Below are 15,302 nucleotides of genomic sequence, written 5' to 3'. Positions count from 1 at the left end.
CTGCGGCCGGGACGGGCACGGTGGAGCGAATCGCAGGATCGGCAGCCTCTGTCGGTCGTCCCTTCACGCCTCGGCTTCCGGATGGCGAGCGCGTACGGGAAGCGGTGCCGACCGGCACGTACGGCGAGGCACGCGGCACCCCGGCCGACCGGCGACCGGGCCTTCCGAGTGCCCGGCCGGCGCGGGACGGCTGTGGCGTCCGGTTACGGCGTGGGCGGACGCAGGGCAACGGCTCGGCGGAGGGGCGACGACGCCCCGGTACCTGACGCCGCGCGCAGGGGACCCGCCCTCGCGGGCCTCGGCGAAGGGCCTCGGTGCGGGCTCGGTCGTCACGGGGGCCGTTCTCGTCGGGCTGCGGACCGGGACGGCAAAGGCCCGACCGGGGTCAGGCCGTGCGGTCGAGGGTGGCCGTGGTCCGCGGGTCGTCGGCGAGCCCGACCGCGGCCTTCATACGCTTGCCGACCGGTTCCCTGTGCACCTCGAAGCTCTGGCAGACGGCCATGACTATCTCCAGCCCGTGCCGGCCGATGCGGTCGGGGTCGGGGGTGCCGGGTACCGGCAGCACGGGCTGGCTGTCCCACACCGTGACCTCCACCCGGTCCTCGGCGAGTTCGAGATCCACCGTCGAGGGGCCGGGCGCGTACTTGCAGGCGTTCGTCAGCAGCTCGCTGACCACCAGTTGCACCACTTCCACCGCGCGGTCGGACACCCGGGCCTCCCGCGCCGCCCGCACGCCTGCCAGAAATCCCCGGGCCAGCTCCCTGCCCCGGGCGATGTCGCCGGGAATGCCCTCGTACTGTGCCGAAACCCTGACCCGCTCGTCTCTCCGCCGGTCCCCGATGCGGGCAGCCCCGTCCATCCGATCCGCCCTCTTCCTGAGCCTTGACCGTTTACGCCAGCCCGTCTACCCCCGAATCCGGCAAACATCACCCGTCCCGGCACACGCCCCGAGTGCCGCCGGCGTCAGGCGTCGGTCGGGCGCAGGACCAGGCAGAGGAAGCCGAAGGAGTCCCGGTAGCCCCGCAGCCACCCGTCGCGGTGGGCGGTGGCCGCCTCGAGTGCCTGCGCGCGGTCCGGTTCGGCGGGGTGGTCCAGGGACCACGCGGCCAGCGTCCCGGTCCAGGACCATTCGTAGGCGTCGAGTTCCCGGCGCGTGCTGATGTGGCCGCCCACGGGTGTCCAGCCGTCCGCGGCCACCCGGTCGAGGGTGGTCGGCAGGTCGGAGAGGTCACCGAGCATCTCGACGGCCTCGGGGGACGGCTCGCGTTCCCAGAATCCGTCGCCGACCAGGACGCGTCCGCCGGGTGCCAGGTGTGCGCGCGCGGCGGCGAGGGTGGCGGTCAGCCCGCCGAAGGCGTGCGTGGCGCCCACGCAGAGGACCAGGTCGAAGCGGTGCGGGGCGGAGAAGCGGGCCGCTTCCCGAGCGTGCAGGGTCAGCCGGTCCCCCACCCCGAGCCGGGCCGCCGACGCACGGGCATGGTCGAGCGCGCGCTCGGAGATGTCGACGCCCTCGGCCGTGAGGCGCGGATACTCGGCGAGGGCGCGCAGGAGCCATTCCCCGCCGCCGCAGCCGAGATCGAGGACCCGGGCCGTGTCGTCGGGTATCGCGCGGGCCAGGAGCCGTCCCACGGACTCGTCGTCGAGCGGGGCCGCGATCGGGTGGTCGGCATGGGCGAGTCGGGAGATCTGTTCACGTTCCACCGGCGGAGCCTCGCACGGCGGGGCCCGGCCGCGCACCCGGTTTCCGGGCCGCCGACGCGGACGACTCGGCGGTTTCGGGTCTGGTCGGCGCCGGGCATGTGGCCGATCCTGTTGACCACGTCGTGGAGCCGGGTGGCCACCGGGGCCGCGCGGCCGAGTTGGGGGGGTGCCCGGGTGACGCAGGACGAGCGGGTCTCCGCACGGAAGGCGGACCGGGGGTGGCCCCGGCCGGCGTGCCCGGTCGACCGGGCGGCGGACGGGACCTGGCAGGTGCGCGATTTCGCCGTCGCGCGGGCGCTGCTGCGCGCCCCGGGCACCGTGCAGGCGGGTCTCGGCGTCGAGACGGTGGAGAAGCTGCCGCCGCGCGTGCGCCGGCCCGTGCTCTACCGGGACGGCCCCGAGCACCGGGAGCACCGCAGGCAGACCGCCCGCCACTTCACGCCCCGCCGGGTGGACGAGCACTACCGCGAGCCGATGGTCCGGATCGCGCAGGAGCAGTTGGACACCCTGCGCTCGGCCGGTGAGGCGCCGCTCTCCGACCTCGCCTTCGGTCTGGCCGTCGGCGTGGTGAGCGAGGTCGTCGGGCTGCGGTACGGCAGGCCCGGCATCCGCCGCAGGCTGGAGAGGTTCTTCCCGGAGGAGTTCGGCGAACCGGGACTGACCAGTGTCCGGGGCCTGTACTGGCTGGTGCGGCAGAACACCAACTGGCTCCGCATCCATCTGGCCGACGTGCGCCCGGCGATCCGCGCGCACCGCCGCCGCGCGCACGACGACCTGATCTCCCACCTGCTCGCGGAGGGCTGCTCGGACGTCGAGATCCTCGGTGAGTGCCTGACGTTCGCGGCGGCCGGCATGGTCACCACGCGGGAGTTCGTGTGCCTGGCCGCCTGGCACCTGTTCTCGGACGCCGAGTTGCTCCACCGCTACCGGACGGCACACGAGGCGGGGCGCCTCGCCGTCCTCCGGGAGCTGCTGCGGCTGGAACCCGTCATCGGGCGATTGCGCAGGCGTGTCGTCGAGTCCGTGGAGCTGTCCGGCCCCGACGGTCCGGTGACGGTGTGCCCCGGCGAGTACGTCGAGGTCCACCTGGACGACGCGAACGCGGACCCGGAGGCCGTGGGCGAGGACCCGCTGCTCGTCCGTCCGGACCGCGCCGAGGCGGTCGGTGCGGGGCTCTCCTTCGGCGACGGGCCGCACCGGTGCCCCGGGGCGCACATCGCACTGCTGGAGACCGATGTGTTCCTCAGTCGCCTGTTCGCCCTCGACGGCGTCCGGATGAGCGGGGAGCCGCGCGTCGCCTTCCAGGAGGCCATCGACGGCTACGAGATCCGGGACCTGACCGTGGTGCTCCCCCGGGCCGGCCGTTGCTGACCGGCCCGGGGACCGGCGTACGGCGCCGGCGGTGGGGCGTCAGCCGCCGAGGGCGGCGAGGACGACCTCCTTCGCCTCGTCCTGCACCTGCCGGAGGTGGTCCGCGCCGCGGAACGACTCTCCGTAGATCTTGTAGACGTCCTCGGTGCCGGAGGGGCGGGCCGCGAACCAGGCGTTCTCGGTGGTCACCTTGATGCCGCCGATGGGGGCGCCGTTGCCCGGTGCCTCGGTGAGGACGCCGGTGACCGGTTCCCCGGCGAGGGTGTCGGCGGTGACCTGGGCCGGGGACAGCTTGGCCAGGCGGGCCTTCTCCTCGCGGGTGGCGGGGGCGTCGATGCGGGCGTAGGCGGGTTCGCCGAAGCGGGCGGTGAGCGCGGCGTAGTGCTCGGAGGGCGTCTTGCCGGTGGCGGCGGTGATCTCGGAGGCGAGCAGGGCGAGGATGATGCCGTCCTTGTCGGTGGTCCACACGGAGCCGTCCCGGCGCAGGAAGGAGGCGCCGGCCGACTCCTCGCCGCCGAAGCCCAGGGAGCCGTCGACCAGCCCGTCCACGAACCACTTGAAGCCCACGGGGACTTCGACCAGCCGGCGGCCGAGGTCGGCGGCGACCCGGTCGATCATGCCGGAGGACACCAGCGTCTTGCCGACGCCCGCGTCGGCCGGCCAGTCGGTGCGGTGGGCGTAGAGGTGGGCGATGGCGGTGGCGAGGTAGTGGTTGGGGTTCATCAGGCCGCCGTCGGGGGTGACGATGCCGTGGCGGTCGGCGTCGGCGTCGTTGCCCGTGGCGATGGTGAAGCGGTCGCGCTGCTCGATGAGGGAGGCCATGGCGTGCGGCGACGAGCAGTCCATGCGGATCCTGCCGTCCCAGTCCAGCGTCATGAACCGCCAGGTCGGGTCGGCGAGCGGGTTGACCACCGTCAGGTCGAGGCGGTGCTGTTCGGCGATCCGGCCCCAGTAGGCGACGGAGGCGCCGCCCAGCGGGTCCGCGCCGATGCGCACGCCGGCCGAGCGGACGGCGTCGAGGTCGAGGACGCTCGGCAGGTCGCGGACGTAGGCGTCGAGGAAGTCGTACCGGCCGGTCCCGGGCGCGGCGAGTGCCCGCGCCCAGGGGATGCGGCGTACGTCCTTCAGTCCCGCCGTGATGATCTCGTTGGCCCGGTCCTGGATCCAGGAGGTGGCGTCCGAGCCCGCGGGGCCGCCGTGCGGCGGGTTGTACTTGAAGCCGCCGTCGGCGGGCGGGTTGTGCGAGGGGGTGACGACCACGCCGTCGGCGAGGCCCGAGGTGCGGCCCCGGTTGTGGGTGAGGATGGCGTGGGAGACCGCAGGCGTGGGGGTGTAGCCGTCCGCGCCGTCGATGAGGACGGTCACGTCGTTGGCGGCGAACACCTCCAGCGCGGTGACCCTCGCGGGCTCCGAGAGGGCATGGGTGTCGGCACCCAGGAAGAGCGGGCCGTCGGTGCCCTGTGCGGTGCGGTACTCGCAGATCGCCTGGCTGGTGGCGGCGATGTGGTCCTCGTTGAACGCCGCCGCCAGGGACGAGCCCCGGTGCCCGGATGTTCCGAAGGCCACGCGCTGCCCCGGCTCGGCCGGGTCCGGGTGCAGGGCGTAGTACGCCGTCACCAGCCGGGCGACGTCGATCAGGTCCTCGGGGCCGGCCGGCTTTCCGGCTCGGTCGTGCTGCATGCGCCCACTCCTCCGCATCGGTCGGGACTTCGCTCGCGGGTCCCATCTTCCCCCGTCCCGGCAGCGGCGGCGGCAGTGGCACGGTGCCTTCCGGCCGGTGTCAGATCCGGCCGCCGGTGAGACGGGTGAGGGGCCCCTGCGTGTGCCGTCCGGCGCGGCGGCCCACGGCGTAGGAAGCGGCGCTCACGGCGGTGAGGCCGGCGCCGACGCCGGCGGCGACGAGTTTGCGGTGGGCGAGCGCGGTCCACGCCGTCTTCGCCGTGGCCGCGACGTGGCCGGAGGTGGTGGCGACGGCCTGGCGGCCGGCCGCGACGCCCTTGGCCGCGGACTGCACGGCCCCGTTCGCGGCGTCGGCGGAACGCCGGGCACCGGCCTTGGCGGCCGACGCCGCGTCACCCGCCTTGCCCGCCGCGGCCTGTCCCGCCCGAGCGGCGGGCGCGGTCGCCTTCTGCGCGGTGCCCCGCGCCGTGGCCTCGGCGGTCCGCGTGCCGGTGTGCTTCTTGCTCGTGTCCTTGTTCGGATCGCTCATGGACATCGGTTTGCCCCTCACCGCGTCGGCAAACACGGACGTCCCGCACGAGTGGGCGACGGTCGACCGGGCGCTCAACGGGACTGGGCAGTCCGGCAGTTGTTCCGTTCACCGACGCGGACCCGGCAACGCGCGGTTCGATCCTCTCCTCCACCGCGGTGTCACCGTCGCGTACGACCACACAGGCTCCCTTGCCCGGGCTCCGTGACGGCTTCGGCCAGTTCGGTGCCGCGGTAGACGAGGCCGACGCCGTCGTCCGTGCAGTGGGCCGTCGGGAGGGTGCCGTCGGCGACGAGGCGGTGGGTCAGGGGACGGCGGCCCGGGTCGACGTCGTAATGGACGCCGTTGCCGTAGGGCAGGAAGTCCAACGCGTCGGTGAGCGGGCGCAGTTCGGGCCCGAAGGAGTCGGTTGCCCCGCCCCGGGACCAGCACAGGGAACCGGCGCTCACGCCGCTGAGTACGACGCCCGCCTCCCATGCCCTGCGCATGATCCGGTCCAGACCGTGCACGCGCCACACGGCCGGCAGGTTGGCCACCGATCCGCCCATGACCCAGACGACGTCCTGGGCGAGCAGGGTCCCCTCGACGTCCTCGACGTTGGGCATGGGGAACAGGTGCAGGGGTGTCAGGTCGAACCCGGCGAGGCGCGGCCTCCGCCGTGCGGGCGGTGAAGTGCTCGGCGTCACCTGTGGCGGTGTCCACGTACAGGACCCGGGGGCGCCGGCCGTGCGCGCCCGAGAGGTCCACCGCGTGGTGGACCAGGGAGTCGAAGGACACCATGGTCCGGCCGCCCGCGCGGTGGCCGCCCGACGTGGCGAGGATGGTGCGTTCCGGTGCCGTCGTGGCGGTGATCCTAACGACGGCTCGAGGGCGGCAGTTGGGCCACGCTCACCTGCTCGCCCAGCACCTCGGACAGGAATTGCACCAGCCAGCGCTGCGCCGGGCTGCGCGAGGACTCGTGCCGTGCGTACAGGGCGATCTCGATGGGCTCGGTCTCGAACGGCAGCCGCACCAGCCGTACCCGGTGGGAGGCGGTGAAGACCTCGCCCACGTACTCGGGGACGATGGCCACCAGGTCGGTCTGTTCCAGCAGGTAGGGCAGCATCGAGAAGCGGGTGGCGTCCACGGCCACCCGCTCCAGGAGTCCGTGGGCGCCCAGCAGGGCCCTGGGCGTGACGTGTCCGCTGGGGCCGAACACCGTGGCGTGGTGCTCCGCCGCGAGGTCCGCCGCCGTGACCTCGTCGCCCCGCACCCGCGGATGGTCCGCGGCGACCATCAGGACGTAGCGCTCGCGGAAGAGCGGGATGCGCACGGTCAGGTGCGAGGTGATCACCGGCGTGGCCACGAACGCGTCGAGGTCGCCGCGGCGCAGCTGCCCCTCGGCGTCGTCCACGTCGAAGGGGCGGACGGTGAACGACACCCCGGGCGCCCGCTCGCGTGCCGCCGCCACGAGCCTCGGCAGCAGCGTCGCCTCGCCGAGGTCGGACAGGGCGATGGTGAAGCGGCCCGACATCGTCCCGGCGTCGAAGACGTCACCCTGGCGGACCGTCCCGTCGATCTCGGCCAGCGCGCGCTGGAGCGGCAGGTACAGGCGCCGGGCGCCGGCGGTGGGGGTCAGCCCGCGTCCGGTGCGGCGGAACAGCTCGTCGTCGAAGTGCCGCCGCAGCTTGCCCAGGCTGTAGCTGACGGTGGGCTGCGTGACGTGGAGCGTCTCGGCGGTGGCCGTGACGCTGCCGGTCTCGTAGAGCAGCACGAAGACGCGGGCCAGGTTGAGATCGAAGGTCCCCATATCGAAGGACTCTATATCGGAGTGGCGAAACATCTATTGGTGCCCATGTCGCGGGGTGCCTAGCGTGTGCCGCGTCACTTCGAAAGGACTGTCCGTGCCATCCGTGCGTCGTGTCTCCCACGATTTCCTGGAGCGCCAGGGACTCACCACCGTCTTCGGCAATCCGGGCTCCAACGAGCTGCCCTTCCTCGCCGACCTGCCCGACGGTTTCCGTTACGTCCTCGGTCTGCACGAGGGCGCCGTCGTCGGCATGGCCGACGGGTACGCCCAGGCGACCGGCCGCCCGGTGCTGGTCAACCTGCACGCCGCCTCCGGTTCCGGCAACGCGATGGGCGCGCTGACGAACGCCGTCGCCTCCCGTACGCCGCTCGTGGTGGTGGCCGGGCAGCAGGTGCGCCCCGCCATCGGTCCCGAGGCCAACCTGGCCAGCGTCGACGCCCCGGCCCTGATGAAGCCGCTGGTCGGCTGGGCGGCGGAGCCCGCGTGCGCCGGGGACGTGCCGCGGGCGCTCGCCCAGGCCGTCTTCGAGGCGCGGCTCCAGCGCCGGCCGACGTACCTGTCCGTGCCGTACGACGACTGGTCGGCGGACGCGGACGACAACGCCCTGGCCGTGCTCGACCGGCAGGTGCTGCGGGCCTCGGCGCCCGGAGCGGAGCAACGCCGGTGGCTCGTGGAGCGGGTCGCCTCGGCCGAGCGCCCCGCGCTGGTGCTGGGCGGCGACATCGACTCCGCCGGCCACTTCGACGACGCCGTGCGGCTGGCCGAGCGGCTCGGCGGGCCGGTGTGGGCGGCGCCCTCGCAGTTCCGGCTGCCGTTCCCGAACCGGCATCCGCAGTTCCGGGGCGTGCTGCCCGCCGGGATCGCGCCGGTCTCCGAGGCATTCGAGGGCCATGACCTGGTGCTCGTGCTGGGCGCGCCGGTCTTCCGCTACCACGAGCACCTGCCCGGCCGGTACCTGCCCGAGGGCACCCGGCTCATCCAGGTGACCGGGGACGCCTCCGCCGCGGCGCGGGCGCCGATGGGCGAGGCGCTGGTCGCGGACCCGGGCGCGGTCATCGACGTACTCCTGGAGTCGCTCGACGCGGCCGGCAGGCCCGCGGACCCCTACCGTCCCGTGCCCGTGCCGCTGACCGCAAAGGGGCCGGGCCTGCATCCCGAGCAGGTCTTCGCCGCGCTGCGCGACGAGATGCCCGAGGACACCGCGTACGTCGTCGAGTCGACCTCGACCAACGCGGCGTGGTGGCGCCAGATGGACCTGCGCCGCCCGGGTTCCTACTACTTCCCGGCGGCGGGCGGGCTCGGTTTCGGTCTGCCCGGCGCGGTCGGCGTGGCGATGGCACAGCCCGGCCGCCCGGTGGTCGGCGTGATCGGCGACGGCTCGGCCAACTACGGCATCACCGCGCTGTGGACGGCCGCGCAGCACCGCGTGCCCCTGACCGTCGTGCTGCTGCGCAACGGCACGTACGGGGCGCTGCGCTGGTTCGGCGGGCTGCTCGGCGTGCCGGACGCGCCCGGCCTCGACATCCCCGGCCTCGACTTCACCCGTATCGCGGAGGGTTACGGCGTGCGGTCCCAGCACGTGGGCGGGGCCGCGGAGTTGCGTGCCGCACTCACCGAGCGGCCGGAGGGTCCCCGGCTGATCCAGGTGGACACGGCGCTCACCACGCCCTCCTGAACCGACTCGCGCTCGACCGGAAGACCGACCGAAGATCCCGACGAGAGGGAAGACGATGACACTCCTGGACAGCGACGTCTGGGGCGGGAAGTTCCACAGCGACGGCTGGCAGCACTCCCCCGCCGAGCAGCCGGTGACCGAGCCCGCCACCGGCGGCCGGCTCGGCACGGTGGGCCTGGCCACGGCCGAGGACGTGAACCGCGCCGCCGCCCGGGCCGCCGAGGCCCAGCGCGAGTGGGCGGCGACCTCGCCGCAGCGGCGGGCCGCGGTGCTGCGGCGCGCGGGCGAGCTGTTCACCGAGCACGCCACCGAGATCGAGGACTGGCTGGTGCGCGAGGCCGGCTCGGTGCGCTCCAAGGCCGCCTTCGAGGCGGGGCTGGCGATCGGCGAGTGCTTCGAGTGCGCCGGGCTCCCCACGCATCCGCAGGGCGAGGTGCTCACCTCGCAGGACGCCCGCTGGTCGCTAGCGCGGCGCCGCCCGGCCGGTGTCGTCAGTGTGATCGCGCCCTTCAACTTCCCGCTCGTCCTCGGCCTGCGGTCCGTGGCCCCGGCGCTGGCGCTCGGCAACGCGGTGCTGCTGAAGCCGGACCCGCGCACCGCGGTGAGCGGGGGCGTCGTCATCGCCCGGATCTTCGAGGAGGCCGGGCTTCCCGCCGGGGTCCTGCACCTGCTGCCGGGCGACGGTTCGGTGGGCCGGGCGGTGGTCGAGGCAAGCGAGGTGCGGGTGATCTCGTTCACCGGTTCCACGCCGGTCGGGCGGGCGATCGGCGAGCAGGCCGGGCGGCTGCTGAAGCGGGCGCACCTGGAGCTGGGCGGCAACAACGCGCTGGTCGTGCTGCCGGGCGCGGACGTGGCGAAGGCGGCCTCTGCGGGCGCGTTCGGCTCGTATCTGCACCAGGGGCAGATATGCATGACGACCGGCCGGCACATCGTGCACGAGTCGCTGGTCGAGGAGTACACCGCCGCGCTCGCCACGAAGGCCGAGGCGCTGCCGGTGGGCGACCCGGCCCGCGAGGACGTGGCGCTGGGCCCGATCATCGACCGCCGGCAGCTGGAGCGGGTGCACGGCATCGTCGCCGACAGCGTCGCGGCGGGCGCCAAGGTCGCCGCGGGCGGCGCGATCGACGGTGCCGGCTACCGCGCCACCGTGCTGACCGGCGTGACCACGGACATGCCGGCCTGGCGCGAGGAGATCTTCGGCCCGGTGGCGCCCGTCGTCTCCTTCTCCACGACGGAGGAGGCCGCACGGATCGTCAACGACTGCGAGTACGGGCTGTCGGTCGGCATCCTCGGCGACGTCGGTACGGCGATGAAGCTCGCCGACCGGATCGACTCCGGCAAGGTGCACATCAACGAGCAGACGGTCAGCGACGAGCCCAACGCCCCCTTCGGCGGGGTCAAGGCCTCCGGGACCGGCTCCCGGTTCGGCGGCGCCGCCGCCAACGTCGAAGCGTTCACCGAGACCCAGTGGCTCACGGTCCGCCCGGACATCGCCGACTACCCGTTCTGATCCCTCCGGTCACCCGTACCGGTCCCACCCGGCCGCCCCGGCCGGTCCGGCTCCGCTCACTCACACCCGTCCCCCGGGGGGAGAGTCATCATGGCTTCCACCACCACGTCCGGCGCGCCCGCGCAGACCGGCCGCGCCGTCAGTGGCACCTGGACGGTGGTCCTGTGCTGGATCACCGTCCTGCTCGAGGGCTACGACCTCGTCGTCCTCGGCGCCATCATCCCCACCCTGCTCAAGACCCACCATCTCGGCATGACCGCGGGCGACGCGACCACCATCGCGACGCTCTCGCTCGTCGGCGTCGCCATCGGCGCGGTCTGCGTCGGGCCGCTGGCCGACCGGCTGGGCCGGCGTCGCCTGCTCATCGGCTCGGTCGTGCTCTTCTCGGTCCTGACCGTCGTGGTGCCGCTGGCGAACTCCGTCGCGATGTTCGCCGCGCTGCGTCTGCTCGCCGGTCTGGGCCTGGGCGCCTGCATGCCGGTCTCGCTCACGATGATGGCCGAGCACATGCCGGCCGGCCGCCGGGCGCGGGCCAGCACGCTCACCATGACCGGGTACCACACCGGTGCGGTCATCACCTCGCTGCTGGCCCTCCAGGTGACCGACAACTGGGAGATCCTCTTCTACCTGCTCGGCGTCGTCGGTCTCGTGATCGCCGCGGTCCAGTGGTTCAAGCTGCCGGAGTCGGAGGCCTTCGAGCGGGCCAAGCGGGACGGGGCGCAGCGGGTGCCGTTCACCGAGCTGCTCAAGCCGGCCTACCTGCGCGCGGGCATCGGCATCTGGGTCGCCTCCTTCATGGGCCTGCTGCTGGTCTACGGCCTCAACACCTGGCTGCCGAAGCTGATGAACGACGCCGGCTACCCCGTGCCGACGGCCGTGACCCAGCTCCTGGTGCTCAACATCGGCGGCGTCGTCGGCCTGGTCCTGGGCGGGTTCGTCGCCGACCGGCGGGGCATCAAGGGCACCACCATGGTGTGGTTCGCGGTCTCGGTGCTCATGCTGGGGTGCCTGAGCATCAAGATGGACAGCGACCTGCTGCTCAACGTCGTCGTCTTCTTCACCGGCGTCTTCGTCTTCTCGGCCATGGTGCTCGTCTACGCCTACGTGACGCACTACTACCCGGCGTCCGTGCGGAGCACCGCGCTCGGTTCGGCGTCCGGGATCGGCCGGATCGGCTCGATCGTCGGCCCGTCGATCACCGGCGCGCTGGTCGCCTCGGGGGTCGGTCACCCGTGGGGTTTCTACTTCTTCGCAGCGGTGGCGGTGCTCGGATTCCTGGCCGTGGCGACACTGCCGCGCGGCGGTGGGAACGAGCCGGCCCAGGCCGTGCCCGCGGCGCCCGCCGCACCGGCCGGATGACGCCCTGACCTCACCCACCACGAGGAACGGGAGCAGTGGGCCGCCGTGGCCCGCTGCTCCCGTCGGTGTCCGGGGGGGTGGACTCTCAGTCCTTGTCGACCTTCTGGCTCAGCACCTTGCCGTTGGCCGCGTCGACGACGACGGAGGTCTTGTCCCAGTTCTTCTTGTCGACCACGTCGACGCCCCAGACGACCTGCTGGTCGTCGTTGTCGCCGAGCTCGACTTGGGTGACGGTGCCCTTGGCCTTCGCAGTGGCCGCCTTGACCGCCTGCTGGGGCGTCTGCTTGGCCTTGTCCAGCCACTCGGTGATCTGCGTCTTGTCCTCGGGATCCTGGTCCGGGTCGACCATGGTGCGGAAGACCTTGCCGCTCACCGCGTCGATGTCGATGCGGTGCAGGGTACCGTCCGACTGGGCGACCTTGGCCTCCCACTCCGGGGCGCCCTCACTGGGGGCGGGGTTCGGAGTGCTGAGACCCGGCGAGCCGGTCGGCGAGGCCGTCGGCGACGCGGTGGCATCGGCCTGCGTGCGCTTGAGTTCGAGGTCCACGAGCTTGCCCTCGGGGACCTCCTTCACGGCGGTGTCGGCGGCCTTGTCCCAGGTGATCTTCGCCTTCGAGACGAGGTCCTTGCGCTCGGTCTTGTCCTCGTTCATCGAGGCCGTCGGCGAGCCGGTGGAGGACGGGGACTGGGTATCGGTGGCGGTCGGGGAGGGCGACTCGGTCTGAGCCGCCTCCGCGACGCTGGAACGGGTCGTATCGGCGTTGGTGCAGGCCGTCAGCAGCAGGGCGGAGGCGCCCAGGGCACCGGCGACGGCCAGCGAACGCACGGGGGGAAGTCGTCGTACAGAGCTCATGATGCTGTCCGTAACCGCTGCGTCACGCAGACACACCGGGCCGGTATGAAAATCACTCTATTGGCCGGAGGGTGCGGTGCCCCTGGTCGCGCGCCGTGGCGGCCTCAGCGGGCCCGCACGAACTCCACCCGGCCGCCTCCCCCGGCGGCCACCGGGCACCGGGAAGCGTCCGGACCCCACCCCCCTTCCAGCCAGTCCCGGTACGCCGTGGACTGGCGGGCGACCTCCCAGTACGCGTCCTCCAGCGCCGGGAAGACGGCGTCCAGCTCGGCCCGGGTGCGGGCGGCCATCAGCAGGCGTACGCCGAGGGGGTCGCCGTACAGGCGTCGTACGGCCGTTTCGGGGCGGGACTGGGAGCTGGGCTGGCAGACGGTGACGACCTCGCCGGTGGCGACGAGGGAGGCGGCGGTGTGGTAGTCGCCGTGCAGCACACGGGGGTTGAGGCCGACGGCGCGGAGCATGCGGTGCACGCCGTCCCATTCGCCGTCGACGGTGGGGTCTATCATCCACCGGTCATCGGCGAGATCGGCGAGGCGGACGACGGGCCGGGCGGCCGCGGGGTGGTCGGCGGGCAGCATGACGAACTGCGGTTCGCGCTCCACCAGGACGCGCACCCGCAGGCCCTCGGGGACGTGCAGGGGGCTCCCCTCGACCTCGTGCACGAAGGCCACGTCGAGCTGCCCCTCGGCGACGCGGCGGAGCAGCGCGTTGGCGGAGACGTCCATCTGCAGGGTGGGCTCCAGGCCCGGCCGTCTGAGCCGGCGCAGCCAGCCCGCCAGGGCGCGACTGGCCGTGGAGCCGACCCGCAGTCTGCTGTCGCCGCCGGCCGCGGCCGCACGGGCCTCGCGGACCAGGGTGCTCATGTCGGCCAGCAGCGGACGGGCCCGGCCGAGGACCGTCCGGCCGAGCGGGGTGGGACGGCAGCCGGTGCGTTCCCGGACGAACAGCGGGCCGCCCAGGGCCTGTTCGATGCGGGCCAGCTGGGTGCTCAACGTGGGCTGGGCGACGCCCAGTTGGCGTGCCGCCCGGTGCAGGCTGCCGGCGTCGGCGATGGCGCACAGCGCGCGTAGGTGCCTCACCTCGAGCTCCATGCAGGGAGCGTAGGGCGGAACAGTTGGTTGCGCCAGGTGAACAAAAGGCGGCGGAACAGGGCGAGTTCTGCACTCTGGTCAAACTCGCAACGAGTGGCCGGGCGGTGGGTGATAGCCCCGCCCTATCACCTCTTGCCATCATCACAGCGGGCTTCCGGGCGCCCCACACTCACCGGTGACGACTTCTCCCCACTCCCCCACTCAAGGAGTCATCGATGCGTATCAGCCTGCCCCTGCTGTCCACCGCGGTCGGTCTCGGCCTGACGGCCGCCGTGCTCGGCACCGGCCCCGCCGCGACGGCCGCGGCGCCCCAGGAGCCGGTCCGGGCGGCCCAGGCGGCCCAGGTCGGCTACCTGCCCTCGGCCGGCTCGGGCGAGGACGCGGCCGCCAACCGCGCGTTCTTCGAGGCGGTCGTCAAGTCCGTCGCCAAGAAGCGCGCCGCCGGTGCGTCGCCCTCGGCCGCCGCGGCCGTCACCGTCTACTACAGCGCCGCCAACGCGCCGAGCTTCCGTAGCCAGATATCCCGCTCGGCGCAGATCTGGAACAGCTCGGTGTCCAACGTGCGGCTCGCCGAGTCGAGTTCGGGCGCGGACTTCGCGTACTACGAGGGCAACGACTCGCGCGGTTCGTACGCCTCCACGGACGGGCACGGCAGAGGCTACATCTTCCTGGACTACCGGCAGAACCAGCAGTACGACTCGACCCGGGTGACCGCCCACGAGACCGGGCACGTGCTCGGCCTGCCCGACCACTACTCCGGGCCGTGCAGCGAGCTGATGTCGGGCGGCGGCCCCGGCCCGTCCTGCACCAACCCCTACCCCAACTCCAACGAGCGCAGCCGGGTGAACCAGCTGTGGGCCTACGGCTTCCAGGCCGCCCTCGACAAGGCGCTGGAGAAGACCTCCCAGCGCTGACATCGCGGTGAACGACCGTGCGGGCGGCCCGGCCGGGCCGCCCGCACGCGTGTGTCCGCGCCGGCACGAAAGCGCCGCTCAGGGGTGCCCGGCCGCGGGCAGCGCCGCGCGCACGGCCCGGTGGACGGCGCGGGCGAGGCGGGCGCCCCACTCGGAGCGGGGGCCGGCGAAGGCGTGGACGTCGCCGCCGTCGCCCGGGGTCCTGGCGGCGACGCACACCGCGTCGGTCGGGGTGCCGGAGCAGTCGAGCCCGGCGTCGAGCAGTGCCTGCACCTTGGCCTCCGTCGCCGTCATCACCGCATTGACGAGGGCGGCGTCACCGAGCGCGACGGGCAGCGCGGCGACGATGTTGATCGTTCCGGGCGGTGCGGCCCCGCCGATGCCCTCCTCGGGCACGGCCGCCCAGCCGCGTACCGAGATGCCGGCCGTGGCCACCGCCTCGACCCCGCCGTCCCGCGCGCGGCCGTGTGCGGTCACGTCGGCCGCCGTCATCAGGCCCACCCCGCGCCCGCCGGCCCCGGCGGCCCGGGCCAGTTCGGCGAGGTGCCGTGCGGGGTCGGTGCGCCGGTAGCCGTGGGCGACCTGGGCGTTGAGCACCCAGACGCGCTCCGCGATCCCGCCGCCCAGTACGGCGCTGCTGGCCATCCGCCACCCCGGCCCCGGGCGCCACAGCAGGGCGTGCAGCCGTTCCCCGTCCTCCACCCGGGTCAGGTGTTCCAGGTCCAGCAGGCAGGCGCCCCCGGCGCGGGGTGGAGGCAGGAGGGCGGGCACGTTCCAGGGCTCCCAGCGTCGATCGGCGGAGGGCGGAGGCGGACCGGACGATGGTACTC

General features: G+C 73.5%; 13 protein-coding genes and 1 pseudogene. 5 read left to right on the top strand and 9 right to left on the bottom strand.

The features are described from left to right. Window positions 1–385: 385 nt before the first annotated feature. Together AB0P07_RS29120 and AB0P07_RS29115 are read right to left on the bottom strand one after the other, a co-directional pair. Window positions 386–859 carry an ATP-binding protein gene (locus AB0P07_RS29120; RefSeq protein ID WP_365555754.1) on the bottom strand — a complete coding sequence of 158 codons (474 nt, stop codon included), beginning with the start codon at window positions 857–859 and terminating at the stop codon, window positions 386–388. A gap of 104 nt (window positions 860–963) precedes the next feature. Continuing rightward, entirely contained in the window at window positions 964–1,701 is a 738-nt protein-coding gene (locus tag AB0P07_RS29115) for a class I SAM-dependent methyltransferase (protein WP_365555752.1), read from the bottom strand. A gap of 174 nt (window positions 1,702–1,875) precedes the next feature. Here AB0P07_RS29115 and AB0P07_RS29110 point away from each other — a divergent pair, with 174 nt between their 5' ends. Continuing rightward, the gene (locus AB0P07_RS29110; protein WP_365555750.1) at window positions 1,876–3,072 is read left to right on the top strand and encodes a cytochrome P450; all 1,197 of its coding nucleotides are present in this window, start codon (window positions 1,876–1,878) and stop codon (window positions 3,070–3,072) included. Window positions 3,073–3,111: 39 nt separating this feature from the next. Here AB0P07_RS29110 and pgm read toward each other — a convergent pair whose 3' ends face one another. From pgm to AB0P07_RS29090, 4 genes and pseudogenes are all read right to left on the bottom strand, one after another. Further along, entirely contained in the window at window positions 3,112–4,752 is a 1,641-nt protein-coding gene (gene pgm / locus AB0P07_RS29105) for a phosphoglucomutase (alpha-D-glucose-1,6-bisphosphate-dependent) (protein ID WP_365555748.1), read from the bottom strand. A gap of 100 nt (window positions 4,753–4,852) precedes the next feature. Further along, the gene (locus tag AB0P07_RS29100; protein WP_365555746.1) at window positions 4,853–5,287 is read right to left on the bottom strand and encodes a hypothetical protein; all 435 of its coding nucleotides are present in this window, start codon (window positions 5,285–5,287) and stop codon (window positions 4,853–4,855) included. Window positions 5,288–5,389: 102 nt separating this feature from the next. Continuing rightward, window positions 5,390–6,061: pseudogene (locus AB0P07_RS29095) on the bottom strand (peptidase E). Window positions 6,062–6,134: 73 nt separating this feature from the next. Then, the gene (locus AB0P07_RS29090) at window positions 6,135–7,070 is read right to left on the bottom strand and encodes a LysR family transcriptional regulator (protein ID WP_365555744.1); all 936 of its coding nucleotides are present in this window, start codon (window positions 7,068–7,070) and stop codon (window positions 6,135–6,137) included. A gap of 94 nt (window positions 7,071–7,164) precedes the next feature. On the opposite strand from AB0P07_RS29090, the gene mdlC reads away from it, so the two are divergent. From mdlC to AB0P07_RS29075, 3 genes are all read left to right on the top strand, one after another. Further along, window positions 7,165–8,745 carry a benzoylformate decarboxylase gene (gene mdlC / locus AB0P07_RS29085; RefSeq protein WP_365555743.1) on the top strand — a complete coding sequence of 527 codons (1,581 nt, stop codon included), beginning with the start codon at window positions 7,165–7,167 and terminating at the stop codon, window positions 8,743–8,745. A 55-nt stretch (window positions 8,746–8,800) separates the two neighbouring features. Then, window positions 8,801–10,255 (top strand): benzaldehyde dehydrogenase, encoded by a 1,455-nt coding sequence (locus AB0P07_RS29080; RefSeq protein ID WP_365555742.1) that lies wholly within the window; start codon window positions 8,801–8,803, stop codon window positions 10,253–10,255. 90 nt (window positions 10,256–10,345) lie between these two features. Beyond that, window positions 10,346–11,614, top strand: coding sequence for an aromatic acid/H+ symport family MFS transporter (locus AB0P07_RS29075; protein WP_365555740.1), 1,269 nt, complete (start codon window positions 10,346–10,348; stop codon window positions 11,612–11,614). 85 nt (window positions 11,615–11,699) lie between these two features. On the opposite strand, the gene AB0P07_RS29070 is transcribed toward AB0P07_RS29075, so the two are convergent. Together AB0P07_RS29070 and AB0P07_RS29065 are read right to left on the bottom strand one after the other, a co-directional pair. Beyond that, window positions 11,700–12,467 carry a PepSY domain-containing protein gene (locus AB0P07_RS29070; RefSeq protein ID WP_365555738.1) on the bottom strand — a complete coding sequence of 256 codons (768 nt, stop codon included), beginning with the start codon at window positions 12,465–12,467 and terminating at the stop codon, window positions 11,700–11,702. A 104-nt stretch (window positions 12,468–12,571) separates the two neighbouring features. Next, entirely contained in the window at window positions 12,572–13,558 is a 987-nt protein-coding gene (locus AB0P07_RS29065; RefSeq protein WP_365555735.1) for a LysR family transcriptional regulator, read from the bottom strand. A 215-nt stretch (window positions 13,559–13,773) separates the two neighbouring features. On the opposite strand from AB0P07_RS29065, the gene snpA reads away from it, so the two are divergent. Beyond that, on the top strand, window positions 13,774–14,472 hold the full coding sequence (gene snpA / locus AB0P07_RS29060; RefSeq protein ID WP_365555733.1) for a snapalysin: 699 nt from the start codon (window positions 13,774–13,776) through the stop codon (window positions 14,470–14,472). Window positions 14,473–14,550: 78 nt separating this feature from the next. Here snpA and AB0P07_RS29055 read toward each other — a convergent pair whose 3' ends face one another. Next, window positions 14,551–15,243 carry an adenosylcobinamide amidohydrolase gene (locus tag AB0P07_RS29055; RefSeq protein WP_365555731.1) on the bottom strand — a complete coding sequence of 231 codons (693 nt, stop codon included), beginning with the start codon at window positions 15,241–15,243 and terminating at the stop codon, window positions 14,551–14,553. Window positions 15,244–15,302 lie beyond the last annotated feature (59 nt).

It is taken from the genome of Streptomyces sp. NPDC085944 (assembly GCF_040686295.1).
GTDB classification, from domain to species: Bacteria; Actinomycetota; Actinomycetes; order Streptomycetales; family Streptomycetaceae; genus Streptomyces; species Streptomyces salinarius.
Note: the sequence above shows the minus strand (reverse complement) of the source record. Positions and strands in the feature narration are given on the sequence as shown.